This window comes from Desulfobacterales bacterium, assembly GCA_030066985.1.
In the GTDB taxonomy this organism is placed as follows: Bacteria; Desulfobacterota; Desulfobacteria; order Desulfobacterales; family JAHEIW01; genus JAHEIW01.
Genome location: JASJAN010000040.1, coordinates 1 through 26033 on the forward strand (window position 1 = coordinate 1; position 26033 = coordinate 26033).

At 49.9% G+C, this 26033-nt stretch carries 25 protein-coding genes; 3 read left to right on the forward strand and 22 right to left on the reverse strand.

Annotation, left to right across the window (positions count from 1 at the left end; translation table 11 throughout):
- The coding region (locus tag QNJ26_17870; GenBank protein MDJ0987412.1) for a hypothetical protein at positions 1–812 on the forward strand (812 nt) is incomplete at its 5' end.
- A 209-nt stretch (positions 813–1021) separates the two neighbouring features.
- Here QNJ26_17870 and QNJ26_17875 read toward each other — a convergent pair.
- The 18 genes from QNJ26_17875 to QNJ26_17960 form a co-directional block, all read right to left on the reverse strand.
- Positions 1022–1690 (reverse strand): potassium channel family protein, encoded by a 669-nt coding sequence (locus QNJ26_17875; protein ID MDJ0987413.1) that lies wholly within the window; start codon positions 1688–1690, stop codon positions 1022–1024.
- A gap of 50 nt (positions 1691–1740) precedes the next feature.
- Positions 1741–5415, reverse strand: coding sequence for an AsmA family protein (locus tag QNJ26_17880; GenBank protein MDJ0987414.1), 3675 nt, complete (start codon positions 5413–5415; stop codon positions 1741–1743).
- 60 nt (positions 5416–5475) lie between these two features.
- Complete coding sequence (locus QNJ26_17885; GenBank protein MDJ0987415.1) at positions 5476–6453, reverse strand: hypothetical protein; 978 nt, start codon at positions 6451–6453, stop codon at positions 5476–5478.
- A gap of 168 nt (positions 6454–6621) precedes the next feature.
- A complete protein-coding gene (locus tag QNJ26_17890) occupies positions 6622–7035 on the reverse strand; it encodes a GIY-YIG nuclease family protein (GenBank protein ID MDJ0987416.1) in 414 nt (137 codons plus the stop codon).
- 151 nt (positions 7036–7186) lie between these two features.
- Positions 7187–7972 (reverse strand): TatD family hydrolase, encoded by a 786-nt coding sequence (locus tag QNJ26_17895; protein MDJ0987417.1) that lies wholly within the window; start codon positions 7970–7972, stop codon positions 7187–7189.
- Between the two features lie 10 nt (positions 7973–7982).
- On the reverse strand, positions 7983–8258 hold the full coding sequence (locus QNJ26_17900; protein ID MDJ0987418.1) for a cupin domain-containing protein: 276 nt from the start codon (positions 8256–8258) through the stop codon (positions 7983–7985).
- 10 nt (positions 8259–8268) lie between these two features.
- A complete protein-coding gene (locus QNJ26_17905; protein ID MDJ0987419.1) occupies positions 8269–9192 on the reverse strand; it encodes an MBL fold metallo-hydrolase in 924 nt (307 codons plus the stop codon).
- A gap of 32 nt (positions 9193–9224) precedes the next feature.
- Positions 9225–9542: a hypothetical protein gene (locus tag QNJ26_17910; GenBank protein ID MDJ0987420.1), complete on the reverse strand. Its 318-nt coding sequence runs from the start codon at positions 9540–9542 to the stop codon at positions 9225–9227.
- 118 nt (positions 9543–9660) lie between these two features.
- Positions 9661–10317: a transglutaminase domain-containing protein gene (locus QNJ26_17915; protein ID MDJ0987421.1), complete on the reverse strand. Its 657-nt coding sequence runs from the start codon at positions 10315–10317 to the stop codon at positions 9661–9663.
- A 29-nt stretch (positions 10318–10346) separates the two neighbouring features.
- Entirely contained in the window at positions 10347–11093 is a 747-nt protein-coding gene (locus QNJ26_17920) for a hypothetical protein (GenBank protein ID MDJ0987422.1), read from the reverse strand.
- 6 nt (positions 11094–11099) lie between these two features.
- The gene (locus tag QNJ26_17925; protein ID MDJ0987423.1) at positions 11100–11498 is read right to left on the reverse strand and encodes a hypothetical protein; all 399 of its coding nucleotides are present in this window, start codon (positions 11496–11498) and stop codon (positions 11100–11102) included.
- Positions 11499–11501: 3 nt separating this feature from the next.
- Positions 11502–11924: a hypothetical protein gene (locus QNJ26_17930; GenBank protein ID MDJ0987424.1), complete on the reverse strand. Its 423-nt coding sequence runs from the start codon at positions 11922–11924 to the stop codon at positions 11502–11504.
- Between the two features lie 151 nt (positions 11925–12075).
- Positions 12076–12717 (reverse strand): hypothetical protein, encoded by a 642-nt coding sequence (locus QNJ26_17935; protein ID MDJ0987425.1) that lies wholly within the window; start codon positions 12715–12717, stop codon positions 12076–12078.
- Positions 12718–12746: 29 nt separating this feature from the next.
- Positions 12747–13289: a GNAT family N-acetyltransferase gene (locus QNJ26_17940; GenBank protein ID MDJ0987426.1), complete on the reverse strand. Its 543-nt coding sequence runs from the start codon at positions 13287–13289 to the stop codon at positions 12747–12749.
- 89 nt (positions 13290–13378) lie between these two features.
- Positions 13379–14119, reverse strand: coding sequence for a hypothetical protein (locus QNJ26_17945; GenBank protein MDJ0987427.1), 741 nt, complete (start codon positions 14117–14119; stop codon positions 13379–13381).
- 330 nt (positions 14120–14449) lie between these two features.
- Entirely contained in the window at positions 14450–15007 is a 558-nt protein-coding gene (locus tag QNJ26_17950; protein ID MDJ0987428.1) for an NUDIX hydrolase, read from the reverse strand.
- Positions 15008–15229: 222 nt separating this feature from the next.
- Positions 15230–16084 (reverse strand): ChaN family lipoprotein, encoded by an 855-nt coding sequence (locus QNJ26_17955; protein ID MDJ0987429.1) that lies wholly within the window; start codon positions 16082–16084, stop codon positions 15230–15232.
- Between the two features lie 11 nt (positions 16085–16095).
- Positions 16096–18264: a M1 family aminopeptidase gene (locus QNJ26_17960; protein MDJ0987430.1), complete on the reverse strand. Its 2169-nt coding sequence runs from the start codon at positions 18262–18264 to the stop codon at positions 16096–16098.
- A gap of 688 nt (positions 18265–18952) precedes the next feature.
- On the opposite strand from QNJ26_17960, the gene QNJ26_17965 reads away from it, so the two are divergent.
- Positions 18953–19492 (forward strand): NUDIX hydrolase, encoded by a 540-nt coding sequence (locus tag QNJ26_17965; protein ID MDJ0987431.1) that lies wholly within the window; start codon positions 18953–18955, stop codon positions 19490–19492.
- A 70-nt stretch (positions 19493–19562) separates the two neighbouring features.
- The gene (locus QNJ26_17970) at positions 19563–20180 is read left to right on the forward strand and encodes a tetratricopeptide repeat protein (GenBank protein ID MDJ0987432.1); all 618 of its coding nucleotides are present in this window, start codon (positions 19563–19565) and stop codon (positions 20178–20180) included.
- Here the strand turns inward: QNJ26_17970 and QNJ26_17975 are convergent.
- The 4 genes from QNJ26_17975 to QNJ26_17990 all read right to left on the reverse strand — a co-directional run bounded on the left by QNJ26_17975 (position 20177) and on the right by QNJ26_17990 (position 26003).
- Positions 20177–21118 (reverse strand): Hsp33 family molecular chaperone HslO, encoded by a 942-nt coding sequence (locus tag QNJ26_17975; GenBank protein MDJ0987433.1) that lies wholly within the window; start codon positions 21116–21118, stop codon positions 20177–20179. The genes QNJ26_17970 and QNJ26_17975 overlap by 4 nt on opposite strands.
- Positions 21111–21806 (reverse strand): ligase-associated DNA damage response endonuclease PdeM, encoded by a 696-nt coding sequence (gene pdeM / locus QNJ26_17980; protein MDJ0987434.1) that lies wholly within the window; start codon positions 21804–21806, stop codon positions 21111–21113. The genes QNJ26_17975 and pdeM overlap by 8 nt, the downstream gene beginning before the upstream one ends.
- Positions 21807–21880: 74 nt before the next feature.
- Complete coding sequence (locus tag QNJ26_17985) at positions 21881–24400, reverse strand: ligase-associated DNA damage response DEXH box helicase (protein ID MDJ0987435.1); 2520 nt, start codon at positions 24398–24400, stop codon at positions 21881–21883.
- 13 nt (positions 24401–24413) lie between these two features.
- Positions 24414–26003 carry an ATP-dependent DNA ligase gene (locus QNJ26_17990; protein MDJ0987436.1) on the reverse strand — a complete coding sequence of 530 codons (1590 nt, stop codon included), beginning with the start codon at positions 26001–26003 and terminating at the stop codon, positions 24414–24416.
- Between the last annotated feature and the right edge of the window lie 30 nt (positions 26004–26033).

Genomic DNA, 26033 nt, shown 5'->3' on the forward strand with positions numbered 1-26033 from the left:
TTCACGGTCTGGACGATCCCGGTAAGGTGTGGCAGAATTTGGCCCCTACACTGGTTAAACAAGATTATAATGTATGGCTGATGCGCTACCCCAATGACCAGCCGATCGTGGAGTCGGCCCAGCTGTTTTTCGGCAAGCTGCAGGAGTTTAAACAACAAGGCATCAATTCCATTTCGATTGTAGCCCACAGCATGGGGGGTCTGGTTACCCGAGAAATGCTCACCCGTCCGGAAATAGACTATGGCAGATCAGCAGATCGCCATCAGGTGCCTATGGTCGAAGCTTTCATTATGGTGGGAACACCCAATCATGGTTCTCAGCTGGCAAGATTCCGGGTGTTTGCTGAAATGCGTGATCAACTGGAGCGTTTGGTAAAAGGCGAAGCAGACTGGCTGGGGTCCATTATCGACGGTGTCGGCGAGGCCAAGATCGACCTGCTGCCGGGAAGCCGTTTTTTAACCGAGCTCAATGCCCGACCGCACCCGGCGGGGTTAGAAATGTTGATTATTGCCGGTGTGACCAGCCCCTGGAAGGAAAGTGAAATCAACCGCTGGGTGACTGACGTACGTCGAAAAGTGCCGCCTGAGCAGCAAAAATGGGTGGATGACCTGGGAAAAGATATGATTGCCCTAACCCATGGATTGGGGGATGGCCTGGTGACAGTCGCGTCAACCCAACTGGCAGGGGTGCCCCACCGGACAGTGGACGGCACCCACCTGTCGATGATTCGCAATATTACGCTCAGCAGCCAACGCATACCACCGGCGGTGCCCATCATTGTCAATCAGCTCAAGGGTCAAGAAACTCAATAAGGTTTCAGGTTTCAGTGTTCAGGTGTCAGTCTTTGGCCCGGAGGGCCTAACCTTTGCCTTGAAAGCTGTGGACAAAAAGCGTTTCAAGAGAGATTGCATGCCACGGAATAAAAGTTGAATGCTGACACCTGACACCTGATCCGCCTTCGGCGGAAACACTGAAACCTTATGAAAAACCAAATTCTAAAATCAACTTCGAGACTCAATACCTACTTTCTGGAGTTTTTAGACTTTGTAGCAACCCGCATTCCCACAAACCAGGCGATCACCACCACCAGATAAAGCTGACCGATCACCGCCTCCAGAGCCGAGAACATTTTGGCCACGTTGGTAAGGGGGGTAATATCACCAAAGCCCAAAGTGGTCAGCGTCACAAAACTATAATATTCAAATAACAGTAAATTACCTAGTCCCCCTGACAAATTAAAGGCGGCCGCATCGATCAGATACAATAGCATGTAAACCATGGCCCACATCTTCGCGATCAAAATATAAAGCAGCATGGCCGCATAAACCACCTCCCGGGAGACCGTCTCTGTTTTAATAATCAACATTAAGGTGTTTTTGGTCACAACAAGCGTTAATAAAATACCGCATATCATACTTACCGTAGAAAAAATATCATGTTCAAAGAAATTATCCAGCCACATCGTCAAGATCATTATGCCCGCCAAAACACCGCCAAAATAGAGCAGACGTTTTCTGTTGGTGATTAGATACAGCATACATATGACGGTGGCTGTCATAAAGACATCGATCAGGTTGCTGACAGCCACGAAAGACTCCAGAATCGGCCCGACAATCAGCAGAGACAGGATGAGAACCGTCAGGATTAAAAATCGTTCGCTTGTTTGCATTACCTGGTGTAGTGATTTCAACTAAAGTGTCCTTTGTGTGTATTCTGGTCGATTGATAACTGTTTCGACTCTCATTGCTGCTCAGTTTCGAGTCTGTTCCGGGCATGTTCCACCGCGGCATCACAGGGATTGGCCTCACCGGTGCCGCGGTCACTAAAGGCAAAGACCAGGAAAGCAGGATTGACCAGGCCTGCCAAAATGCCCGAACCGGCCACCTGACGTCTCCGGGGGAGCCGGGTGACCGATACTTCCGGTTCGGTCAGGGTGCCTTGAATTCGCACTGGATTGGCCAGACTGACGAGACTGGCCCGCTTGGGTCTGGGGGCCATGATGATATCCAGTTCTTCATTTTCAAGATTCAGTATACCGCCGGCGGCGATGGTAATGCGCTGGGTATCGAGCAAAAATTCTTCTATCGCTGCCTGGCCTTCCCCCACCTCGATGCGGGCAACGAGACAGTTTGTTTCAGTTACATCCTCACTTTCCCATTGGTTGGATAACATCGTGGGGACCAGGTCGGCCGCCCACAGATCGATCTTTCGGCCCGAAATTCGGCCGGGACCGCCGATGACGCTGATGCGGCCTGCGACATTTCCAAGAATGTTGTAACGTGTGGTGCCGCTGCCGGCAAGATCGACCAGCAGGTCGACGTTGCCTTCAACCAGGTCGGTAACTTCCAGGTTGCTCAGCAGAAATCCCAAATCAATATCGTTAGCCTTTATGTGTAACCTGGACAACGGCGGATCCGAAGCGGCATCAACGTCAAACTCACCGTTGAACTGGGCGCCCTTAGACCCTGTAGCGCTGTAAGAAGATGTGAGCTGACCGTTTTTCAGGTGAAATTTAGAGATGATTTCACCGAGACCGCCCAATTTGCCGCGCACTTGTTTGGCGTTTAATTCTATGTCCACATCCACCGCGAAAAAGGCATCAACCGGGATGGTGTAATCGGGAATGACGCGGGATTTATTTTCGGCTGCCGGCGTCTCACTGTCCACATCCAGCAGTTGCAGGTCATCCATATGTATTTGGGTTGCGGTTATGAGACCCTTGACTATGGGGCGCGGTGTTTGTTGAACAATGGTAAGATTGGCCTTAAGATCACTTTTGCCGACCCGCAGATCTTCCTCATATGTGAAACGGTTGCCATTAGCCGTGAAGCGCCCCCGGGTATCGAACTCGCCCCGCAGCGGCACCAAAAAATTGGCTAAAGGGTCAATAACCTGTATGTCGGTGCCTGACATTTCGTACGCCAATTCAAACACTTTATTTTCAAATGGCCTGTTAATGCTTCCTTCGGCCTGTAACTGCAAGTCTTCTCTGTGAAACTTCACCCGCAACGGCAGGGGGGAGCCGGCTTTGCGAATTTGGGTCAAATTTGCGGTGCTGAATTCGGCATTAAAAGGCACATCCTGCAGTGTTCCTTTGATATCACCCTTTAGTGGCAGATCTTTATCAGCCCCAATCGCTGCACTTTCGATCTCGAAATCGTAGATCCGGTCGCCAACATCAAGTGTGTAGGTCAAGTTGGCCGGCTTAATTTGCACAGTGAAGGACGGTTGTGCCAGCAATGCGCGCAGCGTATTCCCGCGACTGCTGCCATCAAAGGTGACTGTCTCCGCCGTCCCGGCAACGATATCCGGCATTTTTAGCTGTTTAAGTGTTTGGCCCACATCCATTTTAGCGGCCTTGGCCTTAAGCGAAACAGTGGCAACGTTATTACGCTGGCGCAGCTGCATTTGACCTTTTACGGGGTGGCCCGCCGCTTTTGTGCGAAACGTGACACCCAGGTTACCGTTTTCCAGTGTCACGGTAGATTTAACGTCTGTAACGGGAATAGGGCTGTCCACTATATCCTTTACCGAAAGGTCAAGCTTGGCGTCAAAGGCTTTTAAACTCTCAAACTTTATAAGGCGATCCAACAGCCCCTTCGACTTGCTTTTCGCCGCTGTTTTGGATGAGGCGTTAAACGCGCTGAGGGTGAGGCGCTTGGCAGACAACTTGCCGCTCAGAGCCGGTCGGGGTGCTTTGTCTTCCCAGCGGGCACTTCCGGTAATTCGGTTTTTTCTAGCCTGAATCTGCAGGTTATTGATTTGGTGCCCAGTACCGTCGCTGTTGATGTCAGCCCGTAGATCGAATTTACCGATGGCTGGAAGAGAAGTACCGAACAACGGGCTCAGACTCTCAAAGCGATTGCCAGAGATACGCGTAGCAAGCTGTAAGACGTTGCCGCCTTCGCTGGTCCCGATAGCGCCTTCGCCCTTAATGGTCGCCCCGGAGGCAGCGGCTTCAAATTTTAGGGGCCAGGTCTTGTTGGCGGTCTTAGCGGTTGCTGTGGGGCCGCCTGTCATGGACAGCGTTAAGGGGACTTTGTCAAGCTTGGCGTCCAGTGATGCCGTTAGGGATCCTTTTTTGTTAGCGGTTATGCTGCCCTGTGCAACGCTTAGCGTCTGCCAGGGCCCAACTTTTTCAATGGTGCCTTTGAGTTTGCTGAAGGTGAAATGATCTTCTTGAAATTGAGTGCGAAATGAAAGCTGATAGGGACCGGTTTGCGGCAATCCCGCGTCGAGGAATTTTGCCAGGGCCTCCAGATTTTTGCCCTGCAATCGGGCATCAAACTCTAAACGTTCCTTGATATTGGTCGGGATCAATTCTCCTTTGATGGTCAATTTTGTATCCACCACGTCTAGTTGTGCCGCTATCGGCCAGGGGGCTGTATGCGAGATACCCTTAAGAGATTGCGAAGAGTTGATCTTAAGCGCAAACGGTGTTTCTCCAAACTGCCCCTGCACGGAAACCTGAAGCGGATCGTCCTGTCCGCCGGAGGCTTCTCCACTAAGGATATTGAGTGCGGGTGTTTCCGCAGGCCCCTGGAGTCGGGCGGTGATGTCGGTCACGCGGAAGGAACCCGGATATTTATTGACGTTGGCCGATAAATCAAAAGGGCCGGTGGTTGGAAAAGTCTCGCCAAATAGTGTTTCAAGAGAATCCGCCTGGCTGCCACTGATCTTGATGTGGTAGTCGCCCCGTTGCCATTTGAATGCCTGCTCCATTTGCCCGGCAAGTGCCAGTGACATATCGGGCCCTTGGATGTCCAAATGAATGGACCACGGGTTTTCAGGCGTCGATAACTCTGCAGCACCATCAGCGGCCAGCAGGAGGGTAAATGTCATGTCTTTGGTTGAGCCCTTAGCCTCAATTCGTTCCGGCTCTCCGGGAATGTTCCAGAGCCGGGCGTGATTGATCCCAAAGCGCATGCTGTGTCCGTCAGCGGTTTTATAATCGATGACGCTGTCATTGACCTGGAAGCGTTCAACCGCCGGGAATAGCCTGGGTGCGTCGCTTTGGTCGCGATCTCCAAAAGTGTAATTATTGACACCGTCAGGGCCTTTCTCGATGATCAGATTCGCACCGTTAAATACAACATCCAGAACTTCCAATTTGCCGAAAAACAGTGGTATAAGAGCCACTTGGACAGCGACTTTTTCAGCCGTAGCAAAATACGGGCTCGTGGCCCAATCCGGGTTGGCGATGGATATATCCTCGACGATTATTCGCGGTTGCAGGGAGCGTTCCAAATCAATGGGGCCGGCTATCTTAAATTTCCGGCCGAAGGCTTCGCTGGCTCTGGTCTCAATTTGATTGCGAAAAACAGAAGGATCCACGAACATCAGAGTCGCAACGGTCGCAACGGCCGCCAGCACCAGCCCAATAATCACAATTAAAACGATTTTGTTTATGCGCATGTTTCGTGTTTTGTTCTAAAACGATGTCATATGGCTGAGATTTTTTATCAAAAATGATGCCTACTGCCCCGGGCTAAATAGAAAAATTCCAGGAGTTTTCAATCTGGCACGATCGATAACGTCAAATACACCCAGGCCAAAGTTTAATCCGGCCACATAAAAAGTACTCGCCAAGCCGTATACATTACGTGTTTCACCGGGAGTGTCGTATGCGGCAACGACTTGTAAAGATTTAGGGTTGCGAATATTGATAAGCTGAAGACCACCGGAACCGTCAGCGACCAGAAGCAGGTCATACAGCGGGTAGACACCCTGGGCCTCACCGGGTGTCACCAGCGACCCGGTCACACGCGGCTGTTTCGGGTTGCTGATATTGATCGTATAAATACCACCGAGCAAATCAGCTACAAAGGCATTTTCTTCCAAGATAATAGCCGAGCGCGCATCTCGCGGTGCATTGACAGATGCCGCCAATATCGGCTGAGAAGGTCTTTTGATGTTAATAATCTGAAGACCGCCCCTGCCGGCTGCCACATACGCATGGTCGCCGGCAACAAAAACGCTGTGAGCCTTGCCCGGAAGAGACAAAGATGCTTCTATTCTCGGGTGTGCGGCATCGCGTATGTTGATCACCTGAAGACCGGCCTGGGCATCCGCCACGCAGGCGTAATCGCCAAACACATAAACATTGCGCGCATCACCGGGTGTCGCAATCGAACCAGTAATCCTGGGGCTATCCGGTTTGCGAATATCTATAATTTGAAGACCGGCAGAACCGGCGGCTACATAAGCAAAGCTGCTGATGGCAAAAACGCCCTTGGCTTCTCCGGGCGTATCCACCGCGGCAACCTGGATAGGCTGATTAGCGCGGATATCGACTACGTGAAGCCCGTGCGTCCCCCCCGCAACATAGGCATGCTGACCCAACACAAAGACATCTGATCCCGTCAGCTTTTCGGCGCCGGCACCGGCTGAGACCAGAACAAGGCTTATCAAGATGGCTACGCGCACCAAAGGTAAAGAACGACGTTGTATCATATGACCTCCCAACTTCAATGCGACATTATCTCCGAATATTGTCGTGGCAGCTGCTGAAAACAGTGACTTATTGCATCCGTATTTATTTCTGGCGGTCTAACGATCATAAGTTCTATATTCTATGAACGAATACGGGTGAAATCAATACTTCTTCCAAGATGAATCCACTCAAATAACGCCGGGCTGTTGGCGGCAACCCATTAAATGACACTTCAATTTACGGCGCAATAGCCGATCGGACGGTTTGCGGCTGAATCTGAAAAGATGAGATGGGCAGCTGCAATCTGAAGCGCCGAAACCGATAATTGGAACTGAGGCACCTTTAAAACCATTGAAGGCGCCTGCCCATCGGTGTTCATGTCTTTCAGGGTGATACGAATAGCATACTTCTTTTAGTTTTAAAATCGGTCGTAAATAATCCATGTGCCAGTGCGGACGGTGCGACATGCGGATATGGTGGGCAATGCGCGCTTTGAGACCGCCGGGACCGAAGGCGCTGCCGACGTACACATAGCTGCCGGGTTTGATATTAAATCGGCCGAGCTTGCCGACCTCAACCTGTTGATCGGAATCACAAGTCATGATCAACGCATATGTACCGGGCTGAGCTTTCATAGAAATAGTGTAAATTTTTACCACAGAGAGCACAGAGCTCACAGAGATAAATTAAAACTGTTAAGCGTTAGATTGAAAGTTTTTGATTTCTCCGTGGGCTCCGCGAGCTCTGTGGTAATTATTTTTCAAAAGAAACTTCCGTTAACTTTCCGTATAACCGCTCGGTATTTTCAGTTACAGCCGTCACAACCTCTTCTTCAGAGACGTCCTTAATCTCCGCGATGGCTTTGACCGATTGCCAGACATTTGCCGGTTCATTGCGTTCCTGCGGGGTGGGGCCCAGAACCGGGCTGTCGGTTTCTATCAGCAGACAGGAAAGGGGCAGGCGTTTAACCAGTTTTTGCTTCTGGCGGGAGCGGACCACCGATGGTGGCACTGAAAAATAGTAACCGGCTTCAACCGCCGGTAAAGCGGCAGCGGCTTTGCCGTCAAAGGCATGCATTTGTACCAGGGCGGCATTGTTTTCCAGCAGCAGCGCAATCGCATGACGGCCGGCAGATCGGGAGTGTATGTTCAACGGCAGATTTAGCTCTTTTGAACAATCGATAAATATTTTTAGAATTTCGCGTTGCAGCTCTTTTTGGGGATCATCTTTTATGACCCAGTAATCGAGCCCCACTTCTCCGATGGCCACCAACCGGGATTGATGATGGCGCAGAAAACCTGCCAATAGATGAGCTTGTTCTAAATCCAGGTGCGTCGGATATAGCCCGGCAGCCGGTTTGCATATCGGGTATTTGCGGGACAGCTCGATGTTTTTGCGCGCATCGCTAATATTTTCCCCAACAGCAATGATGGCATTGACACCGGCTTTGCCAGCTCTTGTCAAAACCGCCTGCCGGTCGCCATCAAAGCTAGGATCGCATATGTGGGCGTGGGTGTCGGTCAGTCTTGCGTTTGGCATTGTCAGGCCTTTACCCGAACCGATAATGCTTTTTAACGTCTTTACGGATTTTCCAGGTGCAGGACATGCCGGTGGGGAAGGTGACCAGATCCCCTTTGCCGACTTCGACCGGTTCCTGCCCTTCGGGTGTGACGACAACATCGCCTTCCAGGAAGTAGCAGGTCTCAGATTCATCGTAGGACCAGGGAAATTCCGATGATTCCTTGGTCCATATGGGCCAGTCGCTGACACCCAGCTCTTTGAGTTGCTCAGGGCTGGGATTGCGAATCACTTTAATCTTGCTCATGTTATCTCCTTCAAGGTTTGATGGTTGTTTGCATATAGCCGTTTTGCGTTATGACGATACCGCGCTTCAAAAAATCTTTCATAATGGTATCATAGATGGGCCGGTATTCGGCATTAAAATACAGATCAACGGTTTCCTTATACCAGTGGGTTTTCATCAGGTCATCATAAAATGAATTTTCATCCACAGTTTTGCGCATCATCAAAGTATAAATGGATATTTTTTTCAACAGGTCGAGACCCATTTGATCACGATGGTTCAGAAAGTGATTGAGCCGTCTGCGGGTTCTCGTCAGGGCTTTATGCATATCCGTGAATGCTGGGCCGTGTCCGGGATAAACGATCTGAACGTCGAGAGCCGACAGTTTTTCAAGGGACTCCAGCATTTGAAAGGGCGCTGCACTGCCCTCGATCTGCAGGGTCATAACGGCCATATCGTTTTTCCAGAGGGTATCGGAAGAGATGAGCAGTTTATCGCGGCGGTTATACAGCACGATCCCCTCCGCGGCATGGCCCGGTGTATGCATGACCGTGAATTCATGTGGGCCGACTTGGAGAATGTCCCCGTCGTTCAATTCGATTGTGCAGTCGAAAAAATCGGCTTCCTGATCGAAGTACCCCCACCAGGTGGCCCGATCATTGCGCGTATCAATAAAATGTTTTCCGATTTTATGCAGCGCAATATCACAACCGGATTGATCCTGAATGTGTCGATTGCCGCCGATGTGATCGCAATGGCAGTGGGTGCTGATAATCAACTGCACATCTGCCAGTTTTATGCCCAGCTGTTTGATCAACTTTGCGGTTTGGTCAAAATCGGCAATATAAGCGGTATCAATTAAAACCGGTTTTTCAGACCAATAGGCAAAATGGTTGCCATTCAGGAAACCGCGCTCGATAAAAAACAGGTCTTTTAATATTTCAACAGGCTTCATGTGAACTGAGATACACTTTGTTTATGGGTAACTTAGCGATGGGCTTCCAGGCAGGCGACACCCTCGGGCCCAACAACGGCATTGTGCCGCACACCGGCCGGCAAATTCAGGCGATCCCCGCTGTTCAGGGTGACTTTATCTCCGGCATCCGGCAGACCGAAAGTGATGGAGCCGCGAACCACAAAAATGACCTTGTGATAGGAATGGTCATGGGCACCGTAAACATCCCCGGGGCCGTTGGACCACACATAGGGGTGTAAATCTTCATCCGCCATCAAGCCGCGCAACAAGGCCTCATCCGGTGCTGTTTTTTCCAACCAGCGAATGACTTCAATATTATCTGATTGCATGGTGTCCTTCTCCGCTTTTGTTATTATTTAAAACCAATTTTATCGTTTGCATATTCTAATTAAAACTTTGCATTTTTCATCTCAGGTCAAGCTTCGAGCCGCTCTTTGTTGCGGGCCCTCAATTCAGCCGCCGTCTTTTTTCAGAACGATCGGGGTAAATTTTATACAGCGGGTCATCGTAAAAACCCGGGATGCCGTAAATTATTTTTCTGTCAGAATTCCGATCCAGTTCCAGCACCTGCCAGCGATGGTTCTCATACGCCACCACCCACATATGGCCATTGGAGATGCCGGCGTATGCATCGTAGCCGGCTGATACCAAAAATGACATCAACAGCAAGGATAAGCTTTTGCAATCTCCTTTGCGGGTCTGAAGGGTCTCTTCGACTGACTGCCATCTGTGGGGATCCATCACATACTGATAGCGGCTGAGGATGTACTGATAGATTCGCTTTACCTTGTGCGGTTCTCTGGAGATAACATCTGTGCGGAGCAGGACATTAATGGCGGCCACCTGCTCGGGTTCGATCAAATTCTGAATGATCGCACTGCCGTATGAGGTGTCGACGATAAATTCATAAGGGGCATAGTCGGTTGAATAATGCTGCTTGATTTGTGACATGTTTTCCTTGACAAAGGCCGCATAGCTTTCCAGCTGCCGTTTTTCTTCCGGGATAATGCTGTTTTCAGGGATCTGTTCGTGCCGGACGGCGGCACAACCCCACAGGATAAGTAAACACAACAAACTGGTGGTGATAACGTTTGGTTTCATCATTTAGCGACGTGGTGACAGTTGATCTGATACTATCTCATTTGTATTTGGATATCCTCGATATCGATACTGACCAGGGTAATAAGGCGCAGCGGCGATCCGTCTTTTTTGCGTGGAAACACCCGCCGGCGAGTTGGAAATGGTATGCCGCTTATTTCCTTGTGATCCCAGGAGTAGTGCGCGGCTTTGGCAAAATTTCCAAAAACCAGGGCGGTGTAATCGTGACGTTTGAGCAAACCCTCGGTGTCAAAGTAAAATGTTTGCTGTGGAGAGTGGGTTAAGAGACCCGGTGGGAAGGTAACTTGCAGGCGATTCCAGGTCTCGTTATTTTCCTGCCAGGGGGATAACTTTTGTAAATGAATCCCCGGCCGGCACAGCAAAAAGGGTGTTGTCAGGTAATTCCAGAGGGCATAGCCGGCAAAATGGGTGGCATCTAAATGATCCCACCAGATTTTATGGCGCCAATCTTTGAATGCCTTGCGGGCGCTTTGGCGTTCCTGAATGATTTCACCGTTTTCAGATTCAATACGGACGGTATCTTCGGAAAAGATGCCTTGCATCCCGGACCTGGGGTGTGGCGTAATCCGGACGTACACCTCGTGGGCACGGATGTGGGCACGATAATCCTTGAAGGCGCCAAATTTAAAGCGCAACGGCAAGGCGACGCCCCCGGTTTTGGCGTGCATGCTGATTGATTCAACCGCAGACCAGAGCTTCATTCCCCCGTGACGCTCGATAATCCGGTTGATGAGATCTTGCCCATTTGGGTTATTAACCATGAGTTATCAGGGATTGGTTGCATCGTCTTGCAAATAAGCGAGACCTTCAAGGAGGCTCAGCCCAATTAGAAGCAGAACCAACAACCAAAGCAGGAGCTGTCCTCTTAAAGACAGCTTTAATGCACCGGACAGAAGCCAGACAGTCAGGACCAATCCACCACAAAGGTTAATGGCAATGGCGCCTCCCAGCCCGAGCCCATTGAAGCGGCTGGATTTCCCATAACATCCAAATAACAGGGCCAGGCCAATTCCAAAAAGTATACTGCCTAAAAGGGTTGGATAAAAGGATGACGCTGCCGGCGGGATGCCCAATACCTTTGCCAGTCCGGCCGGGAACGCCATCAACAGGATGCCCAAACTGATATTGATGGCGGCGTCCGCTTTGAGCAAAAAGTTGCGTTTCATCCGCTATCCCGGGAAGGTCAGGGTAACCCGATCTCCCTTCTCTTTGGATTTCATTTTGATCTTCAGTTCGATGCTGTCTTCACGAATACCCAATGCCAGAGGGGATTTGCCTTTACCGCTTTCAATATGTGTAATTTCACGAACGGTGCGCATGATCTTCTCGCCAATTTCGGTGCCTGGTGTTGGAAGTTCGGATTCGCGATATGTGGCGGTCACCTTGATATTTCCATCTTTTGAACGCCTGATGGAAACCTCTTTGGCATTGTTGTTGACACCATGCAGCGCGGCCAGCGCGAGCCATTTGACGGCAGCCTCTTCCTGATCGCTTTCCCCCTCTATTTCGGACATTTCCTTCAACGGATCTGTGGTGGCATAACAATCACACATCTCCTGTACTTTTAAATGTATATTCCGCTTTTCTTTCATAATCGAGTCCTCCTTCATCGATAACCGCAAAAAATTTTAGGTTAACGCTAAATTATACACTTTTTTGCAAAATTCAAGACGACTTTATGCGGCTTTTTAGGGAATCCAGCCCCAGCTCCGATAGATAAAAAGGTGAAGGGCAAATTGCGTCTTAAAACGGTTCTGCAGAAGTAAAGTCCGGTGTGGATGAAGGCTTTTCTTGGCCGAATATTTCCTGATAGGCGACAGCCAAAATACAAATTTGAATAGGGATGGTTAAAACAACACCAATGCCGAAGGCTAGCGCGCCGATACTGCCAATGATGCTGGCGATGGCTGCCAGACCAAAAAAAGGCCAAAAATTGGTTTTGACCGCCTGGATGCTGATCTGAGAAGCCGGCCAGAAAGCCATCTGGCGGTCGACAATCAGATACAGACCGAACATCAAAAAGGCTTGGGCAGCATAGACGAAGAACAAGGAAGCCAGCTGCCCGATGATCGGAAACAAACCCAGTACCAGGGAACCAATCAGGATCACAATTCCCCAGATGACGGTAAAGAGAAACGAATGCAGAAAATAGCTGAACCCTCTAAAAACTGCACCGGGCTCAGGTTTGGGTTCTTCGCTGCGCACAAGTTGCAGCGTCATTATGATCAAACCGGCGATCATCGGGCCGGTTAAAATGCCGATGCTGACCGTGCTTAAGACCAGCGCTATCAGCGCAGCCAGGACCAGTGTCATAAAGTTGTTTTTATACAAGTTGAAACCCGCTTCAATCCATTTGCCCATATGAACATCTATTTTTTGCATCATGATCAGCCTTTCTCTCGGCAGTATATATTTCAAAAATTCAATTCAAATTTCTGCTCTTTGATGAGCTGACCCCATTGATCGATCTCGTGGGATTCACACAATCGGAAATTGTGGCGCTCGTAAAGCCGGCGGGCGGCATCCAGCCCCTCAAAGGTCCACAAAAAAATTTTGGGATAGCTTTTGTCTTTGCAAAATTCGACCGCCCGAGAAATCAAGCGGCTGCCCAAGCCGGTGGCTTGAAATTTGGGATCCACGATGAACCAACGTAAGCGGGCCCCTTCAGTCATGGCCTGTTGGCCGTCGATGGCTACTGCACCCGCAAATTTTCCGTCTACGGTTGCCACCCATAGGCCATCGCGGTCTTCATCGAACTCATTGACAAAAATCGAAAGTTCTCTACCCACCTGGGTTTCAAATGAACAATCAAATCCCCAGTGATCATAATAATAGATGGCATGCAGTTCGGTGATCTTGCCCACAACTCCCGGGTAATAACCCCTGATTTCCATTTCCTGCATGGCCATTTTATAGTCGTCTGTTTGGTTTTGTGACCCGATCGATAATGATCTCAAAAATGGGAGTGTCCACCTGTGACCCCAACATCAGGTGGGATTTCGCAACAGATTTAAATATATTGAAATACACAAAAGACGCGCATCGATCAAAAGGCTCTTTGGCCTGATTTAGCCCTTTTCAGCTCCTGTCTTTCTTTTTCGATCAATTCCTGCTCGAGGAGCGCATTTATGTTGTCGACGAAAAATATTCGGATTTGATATGCTGGATCACCGAACTGGTCTGGGACGAGGGATACCATGAAAACATCGTTGTTTTTCTGCCAATACAAAGATTGGCCGTTTTTGTGCTGCCAGTCAATTGTTTGGGGTTCGCCGTATTTGGTCTTGAGCGTTGCAACCACGCTGGCTTCATCTTCTTTGAAGTTGATTTTAAACAACAAAGGACGCTGGCTATAATTTGAAAAGACCAGCTCGACAAGATCAAATGGCAGGTCTTTTTTGCGGGCGTATCGATACATCAATTTTGAAATATTGTGCTCGATGCGTTCCCCGGAAGTAGGATTCAATTGAATGTTCAATGCGTGAAGGGCAGGAAAGTGTTCTTGCAGAAAGCCGTAATAGTTGATTTCCAGATTGAGCAAACTTTTTCTTTCAATAGCGTCATTTCCCAGTTGGCGATTGAGATTTTTTCGAACGCCCTCAGATAGCCTGGAATCTGTACCCAAATCGAAAAATGTAAAACTATCGGATGGTGCCTCAGTGCTTTGATCTGTGGCGCTGTCTTTTTTATCACCACAGGCGGAAATCATAAAAAGCGGCAATGCGAACACTAGCGCATATAGCAATGTCCTGGATATGTGATTTCGCCTATTTTGTTCTGGTGTCATGTGACTTCAGCTGACTATTTATGAATAACCTTATTATAGCACGAATTGGAAGCTTCCATAGGCAAGGCACTTAAGGGCGAGGCTATAGTCGACTATGCTTCGCCCTTAATAATCCACCTGAGGCGGACCTATGGGAGCCTCCGGCTCGCCGCGCTGTTCTAAGGGTGAAAATAGATGAGAAATAAACAAAATCCTTATCTTTTTTCATTTTAATTAAAATAGTTTGTTTGTCACCCATATGCAAGTCTGCTGTAACTAAATGGTGAAAAGATTCTCATCTATTTTCATGCAAAATACAGGTATCATAATATAAAATGTGTACATCATCCGTCAATACTCGCCTGCGATTTCTCTTGTTTGCGGTAAAATGTCTCCCATGTGGAAGGGAAATGAACCAGTGGGTTTGTCTTTGAAGTATTGTCGCAATGTCGCTTCTATTACGGTGAAAGCAATTTCATCCCAGGGGATTTCGCTTTCCGCAAACAATCGTACGTCGCTGCTTTCGTGGCCGGCTGCAAAATGATCGTCGAGCATCCGCGCGCGGAACATCACATAAATCTGGCTGACATAGCTGATGTTAAACAGCGCATACGGGGCGATAATATCAATGCGGGCTCCGGCCTCTTCCAGTGTTTCACGCTGAGCACCCTGCGCAACAGTTTCACCGTTTTCCAGGTAGCCGGCCGGCAGCGTCCACATACCGGAGCGCGGTTCGATCGCCCGCCGGCACAGCAAAAGCTTTTCACCCATTTCCGGTATGCAGCCCACTACCACCTTGGGATTTTCGTAATGGATGGTGCCGCAGGATGCGCACAAGTGGCGTGGTCGATCATCACCCGGGGGTGTACCCAATTCCACTTTGTGTCCGCAGTTACTACAGTAGTTCATCGTCAAATGCCTTTAGGCTTGGCGTTATCAATCAATGTCCAATCAGAAATCGATAAATCAAATCTGGGTACCGGAAGATTGGAATATTGATATGAAAGACAGAATGTCTAATTTTTATCATTCTGAATTCCAAGGCCCAATATTCCAGCATTCCATTATTCCACAATTCCAAAAAAGCTGCTTTGCTTGATCGGTTTAGGTGACTACGGTTTTTGACACCAGCTATTTTTGTAGACCGAGGATGATATAATCGGCCTCATTTGAGCTGATGGTTTGCTTGTCGATGCCCCCGGCGACCTCCGGTAAAATAACCGTATGGGGCAGTTTTGATCGCAATTGGATTTGCCTCGGCACCGCACCTTTTTGGGCATGACCGACACCGGTCAGGAGCACAACGACGGCATTTGGATTTTTTTCCAGATAGTTTAGTGAATAAACAGCGAAAGCCGTATCCCATACCATCTGGGCTTCGCAGAAGTAGATAAAATTAAGCTGACCATGACCGTGGCCGCCAAAGGCCTGCCTGATGTAGTTCATATACTGCTGGTCGACCACACAGCTGACTTCAGCCAACTGTCCTTTCTGCTCAGGTGTCAGCGATTTAAAACCGTCGCGGGATACTTTGCGGGTAATTTCCCGCGGGACATTTAACCCGATCATCGGTATTTGATTTTCACGGGCATACTCAAAGATCATGCTATAGGCTTGCCAGGGAAAATTCCAATTGTCATAGTATATTTTCTCGAAGCTCTTGGTGTCGATTTTACCGGATACCCACCGGTCAAGCTCAAGCTGGCTTTCATGGCGAAACATCTCCAGGCCAATGGCAACTTCAACGCCGGCTTCCTTAAGGGCGCGAATTACTGCAAGTTGGGCTCTGTGATGCTGAACCTTACTGTGATGCTCGCCCACCAGCACGATCCGGTTTTTTTTCAAATCGGCGACCGCCTCAGCAAGCGTCAAATCCATTCCACGATTAAAATCGTGTAGACGATAGGCTTCATGCGCGGAGCCGGCTCCAAAAGTCATACCAATCACCAAAACAGCAATAAAGATCACAACGGTACTTTTGCTCATAATCGTATTCCTCATTTCTTGCTTAGCTTAGTATTATGCGGCATCCTGTCTGATATCTCAAAAGCACCGTATGGGGACCGGCGGCTAATATTTGGCGAGCGAGTGCTGCCGCTCTGCAACCATTGGTATTCAAGGGGTGATTGCTCGGTCAACCAGAAGCCCTTATCGCGGTTTGATCCCTTTTGAAATGCCAGATAACTATATTTACCGTAATGCGTTACCTTGCGGGCGACTTCTTCCGCATGCGCCGACGACAGCGGCAAAAACAACGCCGTCACACGGTCTTTGCGCTGCGGGTGGACAAATACCCCAAAAAATATGTCCGTTGCATGGTCATAGGATTTTTTGTTTAGGATAAAGGATTTTGGGTTGATAACCACCTGCTGTGGCATTTTTGAAAGCAGTTCCTTTTGTTTTGGATAACCAACCATCAATATGTCATTTTCGCTAAACTCTTGTTGATCAAAGGCGCTTTCCTGTGCAAATGTGTAGTTCTTGACGCCCAAAGAGCGCAGCAGCATTCGCGTCGCGCTTTTGATATCCGGCTCAAGGTTATCTGCCAGTAAAACCAGCAGCGCCTCAGTGCTTTTGAGAGAATTAATCGCCGGGGGAATTTCGTCAGCAAACAGTAACCTGAATAGATCAACATCGGGGTCCGCACTCAGTTTGAGCGGCATGGAATCACTGACCATTTTAAATCGCGTTTCTTTATGAGCCACCTGGATGGTCTGGGAGATCGTCTTGCCGCGATTTTGCAGCACCAAATTCATCTCAAAGCTGAAGGTTGGATTCTTCTGCACGACACGCCCTTCAATGGTCCAGGTCTTACCGGTCTGTCGTGCTTGAACGTCATCCAGGTAAATTTGGGGGGCCCCTTTGCGAAATACCCATTGTTTAAAGAAGCCTTCCAGTGATCGATCGGCACGGGATTCAAAAACCTTTTGCATATCGTGCCAAGAGGTTTCCTTAAACAGTCGCTCCCGGTAAATGTCTTTGAGGGCTCCCCAGAACGCATCATCGCCCAGCTGTTGTCGCAGCATATGAAATACCATGGCCCCTTTGTCATAACCGATGGTTTTGGTAATCGGATTATATCGGCTTTGAAAACGATGCAGCGCAAAATCCTGACCCGGTTTGACCAGGGTGGCGTAGTTTCTCAAAATCTGTTGTCGATATGCGCGGCCGTCGTCTTTGGATTTCATTTCTTTGTATAAATAGTCAGCTACATAAGTGGTTAATGCTTCGCTCCAGTTGCCCGCCTCATAATCGACCAGTACGCCGTTGCCCCACCAGCAATGGGCAATTTCATGCCCTAGACTGGTATGGATGATAAACGGCAATCTCAGGACCCGCCCGCCGATCAGGGTGTAAGAGGGGAAACCATATCCGGTTGGAAAGAAATTCTCAACGACCGCAAATTTATCGAACGGATAAGGACCGAAAAGATCCTGATACAGCGTCAGATATCTAACCGTAGCATCCAGGTAAGCATCTGACAGGTGATCGGTTTCCGGAAAGAAATAAGTCGCAGCAGTAATTTGGCCTGCCTTTTTTTGGCGCACGACGTATGGACCAACCGATAAACTGAGTCCCCGGATGGGATCTTTGATCAGCCATGTAGATACGCTTTTACCGTCCTGGGTTCTATGCCCTTTGGATTGACCGGCAGTTACGGCCAGCATGCCCTTGGGTGCAATCACCTTCAACGTATAGGCCGAATGCCCCTCAACCCACTGGGGGTACCAGCCGGAGCCGGCCAGCAAAAAACTGCCACGTTCGGAGATCGTGGCACTGACACCGTATCCGGGATTGTCGGCATTTGCCGGGCGTATGGGGGCCGGATCATCAAAAACGGCCGTATAACCAATAGTTATCTGGCTTTTTGAGCTGCTGTGGTCTTGCGGCAATCTGACCAGCAGCAGACCGCCCTCAAAATCAAATTCAAGTGAGCTGCCGTTTTGAGAAACCTCGAGCCTTTTCGCCCGAGGTGAAAGTTTAAATGTCGCTGTACCATTCAAGCTGTTCTCAAAAGTTATCTGATCCAGCACTTGCAGACGCTGTTGCCCTGGAAACAATTCGACCTGAAGGTGATGCCGAGCGGTGTTCTGCGACCCCTGAGCAACAGGTGTCGTTAGGGCAAGAATGATCAACAGTATGATAGCGGTGGCACCATTCATCATCAGGCCGTTTAATCTCTCTGGAAGAGATATACACTTTAAAATTGTGACTTTTTGAGCCAATCTTCTAAACCTTTCATGCACACACCTATGATTTGATAAGCTGCGTTTAATTTCTCTAAAATGTTCAAACAAATTAAGTATTCTGCAGAATATGTCAAAATCGATCCGGTATTCAATTTCACTCACAGCTCTAATGCTCGAGTTGACTTCCGCGTCATTACCCTTAATATTTTAATAAGGAGTACGCACACTCCTGAGCCTAATTGAATAAGTTCTAACTACACCCGCTAACGGTTCACAAGGGAGGTGCCACATGGCCAATCATGAAAATGCAAAGATTTGCTGTTCAATGGAAAAAAGAAGGTTGATGGATGACCTTGAACGCTGTGATTTTTGTTCAGAAAATTATGAGGAATTTCACAACTGTTATCGCAAGGCAGCTCGCGAAAGCGGAAAGCGGTCACGAGCCTGTATTAACGGCTGATAAACAGCCATTATCCAGATGCCTTAAGCGCTCCCCATCGTTTTTTCAAAATTAACAAAATAAAACTACAACATATCATCCTTTAAACCTAAAGCCCGGCGGTGTTACCGGGCTTTTTTCTGACATAGTTGTTTGTAAATTACAGCTTAAGCCCAAACAGTCAGAATCAAAGCAAAGCGGTTCATCTGTTAGGAAGGGGTTCATATGGATTTCCAATTTTGCCCTTTTTGTGGCCAGACGCTCAAGCAGTCAGAGAGCGCCCAAATGGCGCATCTCTTTTGTGACCATTGTCGCTGGACCCACTACCGCAATCCTACCGTAGGTGTTGCCGTTATTGTGGTTGAGGAAAATGATCTGCTGCTGGTCAAAAGATTGGGTTCGTATGCCCATCAGTGGTGTATTCCCTGTGGCCACGTGGAATGGAACGAGGATATCCGAATGGCTGCGGTACGGGAGTTTAAAGAGGAAACTGGTTTGCAAGTAGCGGTAGGCCCTGTGTTTGATGTGCATTCCAACTTCCACGATAAGGAACGGCAAACTGTCGGGATCTGGTTCTGGGGGACAGTCACCGGGGGTAAACTGCAAGCTGGCTCTGATGCGGCTGAGGTCCGATTTTTTGCGCTTGATGATCTGCCATCAGCGCTGGCCTTTCCCACCGACCGTTTGATTTGTAACAAACTCAAACGCTGTCTGTCTTCCGGCGATTGGTCGACCTGGCTGAATTCCTGTCCGGCTCAAAGATAAACGATTAAATAGATTTACCCGGCCGTTTTCGTGTTTATATTTAGGCAAATTTGACAGTTTAGGGGGGGAAATGGCAAAAAAACAAAAACTGGAACAGGGTCAGTATGTCCGCAAGGAAATATTTTTAATGGTCTCGCTGCTGTGCCTGGCAGTGGGGTTTTTCGGTGGGGTTGTCTTTGCGGTTTTTAAGTCCGATTCGCGTGCACCGGTCACTTCTCCACCAGCCCAAATGGGAGCACCCTCATCGGTAAGCGCTGATCGGATTGCAGCCCTCAAACGCCAGACCGAGGCTGAGCCCGGAAATGTTAAAGTCTGGACAGAATTGGGAAATGCCTATTTCGATTCCGATCAGCACCAAGCATCCATTTCCGCCTATCGCAAAGCACTGGATCTGGACCCCCATAATCCCAATGTTTGGACCGACATGGGTGTCATGTACCGGCGCAGCGGCAAACCTGAAGAAGCTATCAAAGCCTTTGACCAGGCCATTTCCGTAGATCCCAAACACGAAGTATCCCGCATGAATAAAGGCATTGTGATGCTGCATGATCTCAATGACGCCGATGGCGCCATCAAAGCCTGGGAAGGGCTGCTGGAGGTGAATCCGATTGCCGTGGCACCCAACGGCATTTCAATTGATCAGATGGTCACGCAGCTCAAAAAGCAGCAGGCGGGACAAAAGCCTTAGCGCAAATGCACTTTGGAACTGTAAACTTGCTGGATCTCTTCTTTTGAAAATCTATAGCTTGTATTGCAAAAATGACAGCGCATCTCAAGCGGAAACGGCCCCTGATCGCGGATATCCTGCAATTGATCAATAGGCAGCATCTTTAGAACACGTCGCAGGCGTTCAGGGCTGCAATGGCACATAAACTCAATGCGCTTATCGGCCAGAAAGTGGGGCGTGTATTTTATGAATACCTTCTGCACCAAATCCTGAGGTTCCTGCCCATCGGCAAAGGCTTCACCTAACGACGGAAATTCAATCACCAAATCCTCAAGCTCCGCGGCCAGTGTATCATCAGCACCGGGCATGGCCTGCAAGAACAGCCCACCGGCACCGGTTACCTGTCCGTCCTTATCGTACTTAATACTGAGGTTGAATGCGGTCGGGATTTGCTCGGATGTCAGATAATAATTGGCCAAATCCTGAGCGATGTTGCCGTATTCCAAGGCGATTTTGCTGGTAAACGGCTGTTTGGCATCTGCCATGTTGCGAATCACCGAGAGAAACCCGGCACCAAAAAAAGGGGAGAGATCAAAATTTTCCATGGGCTTGTCAATCGGAATCGGCACATTTTTCAAAAACCCGCGCACCTCACCGAAAGTGTTGGCCTCCACTGTAAGGCCCTTGATGGGCCCCGAGCATTCGATCTTTAAACTGACACTCTCGATGCCTTTTATATTAGCAGACATCAAGGCAACGCCCAGATAGGCCCGCCCCAGCACCAGGGTCTCCAAGATGCCCAGCTCATGGTTGGCGCGCATTTCATTGACCATGCGCGTGCCATGCAAAACTGCACCCCGAACCGCACCATCGGCCAGTAAAAAATTATACAGGCGATCCTTGGCGCTGGCCACTAAGCGTTCTTTTAAGGATTCAGCCGGAAGCTGTTTTTTAATCACGACGTGATACCTTGCTTTTCTCCGTTGTTGGCCGGATTGGAGCTGGCATAATCTGATCTTCGGCGACAATATACACACGATCCCCGGCAGAGGGGCGTACGAGGTGATGCCCGGTGAAACTGCCAAATGCCGGTAAGATAGCATAATCGGCAGAAAAATAGAAACAGGCAAAGCGTTCCTTATGCCGCCCTTTTCCCTTTAGCATAACGGCCGGATGAACATGGCCGGCGATCGTGTATCCGCGGGCCTGCTGACAGGGTTGATGCGCGAAAATGATGGGTCCGAGGCTGTAATCCTTCTGAACGTGATCAATTCTTAATTCCGATGGCGGATCGCCGGACCTGCGGTCGTGATTTCCCTGAATCAGTCTGATGCGAAGATCTGAAAAATTTTGACGCCACTGACGCAATTCGCTCAAAACATAGCGGCTTTTGCTGCTGGCAGAATGAATCAAATCGCCCAGGATGACCAGTTGGCGCGGCCGAAGCAAACTGATCAAATCTGCCAGGCGGTCCAGATCATGGCGGGTCGTTCCCCTGGGGATGGCAATACCCTGCGAGCGAAAACTTGCTGCTTTGCCGAAATGCGGATCGGCAATGAGCAGTATCCCTTGTTCCTTCCAGAATGCTGCACGTTGCGCCATCAGAAGGAAATGATTTTGCTGTATGGTGTGCCAGGTCGATTTCATTTTGCAATCTTAAAGTATATGCTGTATTGATACCACCCCCAATCACATGACGGCCCTTTCAGTCTTCGCCTTGCTCACGACACCTTATCCGCAGCTGCTTCAAGCCGCAATTGCATTTTGCGGACGCGGTCCGTCAGTTTTTCCGAGCTGATTTTGGCCCGTAGGCGATTGACCATAATGGGAAACGCCAGCGGTGTGGGGTGCTGGACATCGACGATGTGTATCCGGCTTGCAGACATCTTGTTCAAGGTGGCCGTTAAGCGTTGATGCTCCAGTTGGTTTTCCAAAACCTCGCGGTCGGCCTGCGCTACAAGAAAATTGTCCGGTTCATAGCGCTTGAAAACATTAAAAATCAGGCTGCTCGATGCCTGAATCTGGCTGTTTTTCTTCGGCCTTCCAGGGTATCCTTGAAATACGAGACCGGCAATTCTGGCAATTTCGCGAAATTGCCGCCGTGCCATTTCAGACACATTAACACTTTGCAAAATATCATCGAGCAGGTTTTCAGTTGCCATCAGTTGTTTTACATTCGATCGTTGCAACGGAATATTGGCATCTGACAGCAGTTCGAAACCGTAGTCATTAACAGCCATGGAAATGGTCAGCGGCTTTAGTTTAGCCAAACGAAAAGCGAGCAGCGCTGCCAACCCCTCATGCGTCAGATGACCCTCGAAGGGATAAACGAAAAGATGAAAACCATCACGGGATGTGAGGCGCTCTATCAACAGCGTATTTTCATCCGGCAGCATTGACCATTGGGTCTGCAGTTCAAGCAACGGTTTGACGGCCGTCAATTCTGTGCTGTCAAATCGATTTTGCCCGGCGTGCTTCATTTGTAGACGAACCGAATATGCCAGCTGGCTAGACAGCGGCATTCTGCCTCCCATCCATTGCGGCACAGGGCCTTTGTGCGGCCCCGCTTTTTTGACCAGTAGCGTCATGTCCTTGATCTTGACAAATTCCAGCTTATGGCCGGCAAAAACAAAGCGGTCACCTTTATTGAGCCTGGCGGCAAAGCTTTCTTCAATGGTTCCCAACCGTCGTCCATTGCGGTACTTGACGGCCATGGCGGCATCACTGGTGATGGTGCCGATGTTCATACGATGTCGTTTAAGGATCTCCTTGTTGCGAACGTGGTAGCTGCCGTTTTTGCGGACGAGGCGAGCATATTCAGGATAGGCCTGCAATGTCGGCCCGCCGCTTGTGACAAATTCCAGGACGCGTTTGAATTCAGCGTAGGTTAACTGACCGAAGGCATGGGTGTTCTTGGCTTCGCGGTAAATATCATCGGCTGAAAAGCCGCCGCCGGACGCGATGGTAATCAAATGCTGGGATAAGACATCCAGGGGGTTGATCACCGGTTGGCGCAGCTCGATGTTGCTCTTAACTATCGCCTGTCTGGCCGCCGCGATTTCAATTAGCTCCAGCGCATTGGTGGGCACACAGGTGATGCGACTGCGTTCACCCGGCTGGTGCCCGCTGCGGCCGGCGCGCTGCATCAAGCGGGCAATGCCTTTGGGGCTGCCAATCTGGATGACGTGGTCGACCGGTAAAAAATCTACTCCCAGATCAAGGCTTGAGGTGCAAACGACACATTTGAGCTGCCCCTGCTGCAATTGGCTTTCGACAAATTGGCGCTTTTTTTTATCCAGCGAGCCATGGTGTAAAGCCATGCGACCTGCCCAAGCAGGCTGCGCTTCCAGAATGGCTTGATACCAGATTTCAGTTTGCGAGCGCGTATTGGTAAACACCAGGGTGCTGCGGGCAGCTGCAATGGTTTCAATGACCTGTGGCAACAAGGTGAGCCCCAGATGCCCGGCCCATGGGAAGCGCTCGATGTGCTCAGGCACGACACTTTCAACCGTAATTTCTTTGGGCATCAGCCCCTGTATTTTCAATCCGCCGGCTGCCCGGGCTCCCAACAACACCTGCATGGCGGTATCGGTGTTGCCCAGTGTTGCTGAAAGCCCCCAAATTCGCAAGTCTGGGCACCAGCTGTGCAGGCGGGCCATGGCCAGTTGCGCCAAAACCCCGCGCTTGCTGCCCATCAGTTCATGCCATTCATCGGCGATAATTGCAGCCAGGGAGCTGAACTTACGCTTTGAGCCGGGATATGACAACAGGAGCGAAAGACTTTCAGGGGTGGTAATCAAAACAGCGGGCAATTGTTTTTGCTGCCGGGAGCGCACCGAAGCGGGCGTGTCCCCGGTGCGTGTTTCCACTGTCCAGTCCAGCTCAACAGTCGATAAAGGTTCGCGCAATGCCTGGCAGATGTCCTCTGCCAAGGCACGCAGGGGTGTTAACCACAAGACCTTTAAGGCTGGCAATTTTGCGCCCGGGTCTGCAGATGGACCTTCGCCTGAATGGCGGTTGTGCGTATCGGTAAGCTCCGCCATCAGAGGGCCCATAAAAGCTGCATAGGTTTTTCCAATACCGGTGGGCGCATGAATCAAACCGCTGCGGCCCTGCAGGTAAGCATGCCATGCCTGTTTCTGAAAATCGAACGGCCGCCACTTTTTCGATTGAAACCAGCGGGTCACCTGCTTGAAAGCGGGCCGATATCGTTTGCTAAATGTTGGCGGTTGTCGGGTCATGAATTCTCTTTGGTCAGGCAGCTGTCAGCAGGGATTTTAACGTCTGCAGCGAATCGGCATCCTGTATTTTTTTATCAGTTCGCCAGCGCGATATGCGCGGGAATCGGACGGCGATACCGGATTTGTGACGGGAGGATTGGCGAATGTCTTCAAAGGCGATTTCAAATACCAGCTGCGGTTCGACAGAGCGCACCGGCCCGAAGCGCTCCAGCGTATGGGTGCGAACGAAGCGGTCCACCTGACGAATTTCTGCATCTGTTAATCCTGAATAGGCTTTGGCAAAGGGCACCAGTTTGTCCGCATCCCAGACCGCAAAGGTGTAATCCGTATAAAGTCCGGAGCGCCGTCCATGGCCGCGCTGGGCGTAAAGCAGCACGGCATCGATCATCAGCGGATCCACTTTCCACTTCCACCAATCACCCCGGCGGCGTCCCACACGGTAAGGTGAAGACAAGCGCTTTAACATCAAACCCTCGACACCCCGGCTGCGGGCCTGCTCTCTGGCCCCGGCCAGCTGTTGCCAACTGCCGGCGGTGACCGGTGATATTTTCAAGATCTTATCGTCCGGCAGTGTGGCTGAGATTTGTGTCAGGGCCTCAAAACGTTGCGTGAGGGTGTGGTCGCGTACATCTTTTCCGTCAACTTCCAGGATATCATAGGCCATCAGGATCACTGGCACCTCTTTTAGCAGTTTGGGGCCGACGTTTTTACGGCCGATGCGGCGCTGAAGTTCGGAAAAATTTAATGGCCGCTCGTTATCCCAGGCTAAAATCTCACCATCGAGCACGGTTCCGTTGGGTAACCTTTCAGCGGCCTGCGATATCTCCGGAAATTTATCGGTCACCAATTCTTCCCCCCGAGACCAGATAAACACCTGATCCTGCCGTTTGATCACCTGGGCGCGAATACCGTCCCATTTCCATTCAGCCTGCCAGTCATTGATGTCTCCCAGGTCGGTGGTTTTCTGATCGAGCGGGTAAGCCAGATAAAACGGATAGGGCCGACTGATGTCACTATCGCTTGTGTCGGTTGACAGAATCTGATGATAGGTTTGTGCGTCGGGCGTCCAGTCTCCCATCAAGCGATGTGCGATCACAGCGGCATCGATGCCGCTCAGCTGCGAAAGTGCCCGGGTCACCAAACGTTGCGATACTCCGACCCGAAAGGCACCGGTGATCAGTTTGTTGCACACAAATCGCTGCGGGCTGTCCAGCTGCTGCCACGTATCCAGGATGGTTTTTTGCTGGTCCGTTTCGTCTTTTCCGCGCAGGGGTAAAAGGATGTCTTCGATCCAGACGTGCAACGGCCGGTTTTGCAACCGAGTGCTCAGGGGCAATACCAGGGTAATGGTTTCCGCCAGATCGCCGACCACGTCATAGGAAGCATCAAACAACCAATTGGGTATACCGGCAAGCTGGGCGGCCCATTCTCTGAGCTTGCGTGTCGGGACCACCTGACGCGGCTTGCGGCCAATCAGAAAATGAATGGCCCAGACGGCATCCTTCGGAGGCGCTTGCTGAAAATAATCCACCAGGGCCTGGATCTTGACATTGGTCCGGGTGGTTTCATCCAGAGCCGTATAGAGTTGCGCAAATAATTTCATAATAATGATCGAGGATATTTTAGATCGCTA

What these genes read in the sequence shown, in the direction of transcription:
- QNJ26_17880 (MDJ0987414.1), bottom strand. Translation starts at nt 5,415, where the DNA reads ATGCGCATAAACAAAATCGTTTTAATTGTGATTATTGGGCTGGTGCTG.
- QNJ26_17885 (MDJ0987415.1), bottom strand. Translation starts at nt 6,453, where the DNA reads ATGATACAACGTCGTTCTTTACCTTTGGTGCGCGTAGCCATCTTGATA.
- QNJ26_17890 (MDJ0987416.1), bottom strand. Translation starts at nt 7,035, where the DNA reads ATGACTTGTGATTCCGATCAACAGGTTGAGGTCGGCAAGCTCGGCCGA.
- QNJ26_17895 (MDJ0987417.1), bottom strand. Translation starts at nt 7,972, where the DNA reads ATGCCAAACGCAAGACTGACCGACACCCACGCCCACATATGCGATCCT.
- QNJ26_17900 (MDJ0987418.1), bottom strand. Translation starts at nt 8,258, where the DNA reads ATGAGCAAGATTAAAGTGATTCGCAATCCCAGCCCTGAGCAACTCAAA.
- QNJ26_17905 (MDJ0987419.1), bottom strand. Translation starts at nt 9,192, where the DNA reads ATGAAGCCTGTTGAAATATTAAAAGACCTGTTTTTTATCGAGCGCGGT.
- QNJ26_17910 (MDJ0987420.1), bottom strand. Translation starts at nt 9,542, where the DNA reads ATGCAATCAGATAATATTGAAGTCATTCGCTGGTTGGAAAAAACAGCA.
- QNJ26_17915 (MDJ0987421.1), bottom strand. Translation starts at nt 10,317, where the DNA reads ATGATGAAACCAAACGTTATCACCACCAGTTTGTTGTGTTTACTTATC.
- QNJ26_17920 (MDJ0987422.1), bottom strand. Translation starts at nt 11,093, where the DNA reads ATGGTTAATAACCCAAATGGGCAAGATCTCATCAACCGGATTATCGAG.
- QNJ26_17925 (MDJ0987423.1), bottom strand. Translation starts at nt 11,498, where the DNA reads ATGAAACGCAACTTTTTGCTCAAAGCGGACGCCGCCATCAATATCAGT.
- QNJ26_17930 (MDJ0987424.1), bottom strand. Translation starts at nt 11,924, where the DNA reads ATGAAAGAAAAGCGGAATATACATTTAAAAGTACAGGAGATGTGTGAT.
- QNJ26_17935 (MDJ0987425.1), bottom strand. Translation starts at nt 12,717, where the DNA reads ATGATGCAAAAAATAGATGTTCATATGGGCAAATGGATTGAAGCGGGT.
- QNJ26_17945 (MDJ0987427.1), bottom strand. Translation starts at nt 14,119, where the DNA reads ATGACACCAGAACAAAATAGGCGAAATCACATATCCAGGACATTGCTA.
- QNJ26_17950 (MDJ0987428.1), bottom strand. Translation starts at nt 15,007, where the DNA reads ATGAACTACTGTAGTAACTGCGGACACAAAGTGGAATTGGGTACACCC.
- QNJ26_17955 (MDJ0987429.1), bottom strand. Translation starts at nt 16,084, where the DNA reads ATGAGCAAAAGTACCGTTGTGATCTTTATTGCTGTTTTGGTGATTGGT.
- QNJ26_17960 (MDJ0987430.1), bottom strand. Translation starts at nt 18,264, where the DNA reads ATGATGAATGGTGCCACCGCTATCATACTGTTGATCATTCTTGCCCTA.
- QNJ26_17965 (MDJ0987431.1), top strand. Translation starts at nt 18,953, where the DNA reads ATGGATTTCCAATTTTGCCCTTTTTGTGGCCAGACGCTCAAGCAGTCA.
- QNJ26_17970 (MDJ0987432.1), top strand. Translation starts at nt 19,563, where the DNA reads ATGGCAAAAAAACAAAAACTGGAACAGGGTCAGTATGTCCGCAAGGAA.
- pdeM (MDJ0987434.1), bottom strand. Translation starts at nt 21,806, where the DNA reads ATGAAATCGACCTGGCACACCATACAGCAAAATCATTTCCTTCTGATG.
- QNJ26_17985 (MDJ0987435.1), bottom strand. Translation starts at nt 24,400, where the DNA reads ATGACCCGACAACCGCCAACATTTAGCAAACGATATCGGCCCGCTTTC.
- QNJ26_17990 (MDJ0987436.1), bottom strand. Translation starts at nt 26,003, where the DNA reads ATGAAATTATTTGCGCAACTCTATACGGCTCTGGATGAAACCACCCGG.